This window comes from Paraburkholderia sp. (genome assembly GCF_026225065.1).
Lineage (GTDB): Bacteria > Pseudomonadota > Gammaproteobacteria > Burkholderiales > Burkholderiaceae > Paraburkholderia.
Genome location: NZ_JAMFSB010000426.1, coordinates 1 through 1,970, shown reverse-complemented (window position 1 = coordinate 1,970; position 1,970 = coordinate 1). Strand labels below are relative to the sequence as shown.

Annotated in this window: 2 protein-coding genes; both read right to left on the bottom strand. The window is 62.4% G+C overall.

What is annotated here, in order from left to right; genetic code table 11:
• Positions 1-816: ParB/RepB/Spo0J family partition protein (locus tag M0954_RS29020; protein ID WP_297356925.1), on the bottom strand; the 816-nt coding region annotated here is incomplete at its 3' end.
• Between the two features lie 128 nt (positions 817-944).
• Positions 945-1,778 carry a DUF932 domain-containing protein gene (locus tag M0954_RS29015; protein WP_297356924.1) on the bottom strand — a complete coding sequence of 278 codons (834 nt, stop codon included), beginning with the start codon at positions 1,776-1,778 and terminating at the stop codon, positions 945-947.
• Positions 1,779-1,970: the final 192 nt, after the last annotated feature.

The following is a 1,970-nucleotide window of genomic DNA, read 5'->3' as shown; positions in this document are numbered from 1 at the left end:
GTTTTCGTCGTCGCTGAAGAGATCACGACGAACGTATCCGCCCGCTCCCTCGTAGGCGGCGAGACCAACGAAGCGGACAAGGCGGCTGCGGCTCGCGTCGATCTCGGTGCGCGTAATCGCCTGCCGCAGATAGTTGGGCTGGCGTTGCCATTCGTTCGCATCGAACCAGATGTGCTCCTGCGTTTTGTGGTCGTCCGCGAGGGCGAGTGCCGCAAGCTGGTCAAGCGTGATCGCATCCTCGCGCAGCAAGGCGAGCAGCTTCGGGGAAACGCTGGCGAGCTTCATGCGACGTTTGACCGTGACCGGCGCGGCCGAGAAAAGCGCGGCGATGTAATCGACGCTGCGACCTTCCTCGGCCAGCATCCGGTAGGCGCGCAGCACGTCGAACGGGTCGAGTCCTTCGCGTTCGCTGTTCTCGATCAGCGAAAGGGCGAGGGCTTCGCCTTCGCTGACGATCCGCACCGGCACCGGATAGTCTGCGGTGATGTGCTTTTGCTCGAACAGCAGATCGAGCGCGGCCTCGCGGCGCTGGCCCGCGCAGACGCCGTATTTGCGTTGCTTGCCGCGCGTCCGCTTCATTTCGTGGACGACGAGGTTCTGCAGCAGGCCCTTGGCGCGGATGCTGACTGCAAGGGCTGGAATACCCGTGAGCGGTTTCGTCCGGGCATTGTGCGGCGAGGGGCGTACGCTGGAATACGGTACCGTCACGACCGGCTGCTCGTTGCCAACGGTGGTTTCGAGCAGGGTCGTGGCGTCGGTAGTATCCGCCGTGGCTGCTACGATTTCGGCGGTGGTTTCGACTTCATGGGCTTGCATGATTGACTCCGTAAAATGGAAAGTGCCGGGTCAGGGTGCTGCGGGATACCGTCAGGGCTTGACTCGGATAGGAGTCCTGACGGTACAAGGCGCGATCGGGCGGCGATGGGCTGCCGCCCGTGCGGTGCTTACGCCTTCATCTGGCGCATGGCGTCCGCGAGCATCCAGAGCGCGCGGTTCAGTTTCACGTTTTGGTCGATGCCGGTGACGGGACGGGTGGACATGGCGCGCCCGCTGCGAGAGCGCCCATGCAGACCGCCCTTGGTCATGTTTTCCTGAATTCGGTTAAAAACGACCCAGAGGTCGTCGCGGCGATCCTCGAAGCGGCGCACGTTCAGAAGCTGGCTTTCGGTGATCGGAGCGGGCACGTCGGCGTCGGTCGGGTCGTAGCGCAGCGCGAGCGCGGATCGGGCAAACGCGTGCTGTTCGTCACGGTTGAGCGTCACGGTCTGCATGCCCTCCTTCTGTTCGCGGATCAGGTCGAAGCCGTCGAGCACGTCGAACGCGCCGTTGATGACGTTCTGCACGATATTGCCTTTGTGGGGCACACGCACCTCGCCAACGGTTTCGCCCGCGACCATGCCGTTCTGGCAAACAAACCTGTAGACGCCTCCCAGCATTTGATAAGAGCTTGTTCCATCGTGCGAATTGAGCAGGATGATTTCGTTGACGTCCTCACCGTTAATCTCGCTCGCGGGGCGCATGCGGATCAGGTGTTTGGTGAATTCCCGCTTGTCCTGATCGCGCACGCGGGTCTGGCAGACCATGAAGGGCTGGAAGCCTTCATTGCGCAGGCCACGCAGCACGTCGATGGTGGGGATATAGGTGTAGCGCTCCGAGCGGCTTTCGTGCTTGCCGTCCGCGAAGATGGAAGGGGCGACGCGACGGATCTGGTCATCCGACAAGGGGGAGTCGGAGCGGAGCATTGGGGAGCCGTAACGGAAAGAGGAAGCGAGTTGCATGGCGTTCTCCACATCGAAAACAAAGGGTTGATCGGTGTTGCGCTGACCGGGCTCCAAGATTCCGCCCCGACGTAGGGGTTGGTTTCATCCTGGTCGAAGCCAGGGGTGGCTTTGTTGCCGCCAGTCTCCTGAGTTCGCGCCCGTGCGACTGAAGGAGCCGGCGCCGGGTGGATGTCAAGGAAAGAAGAGAGG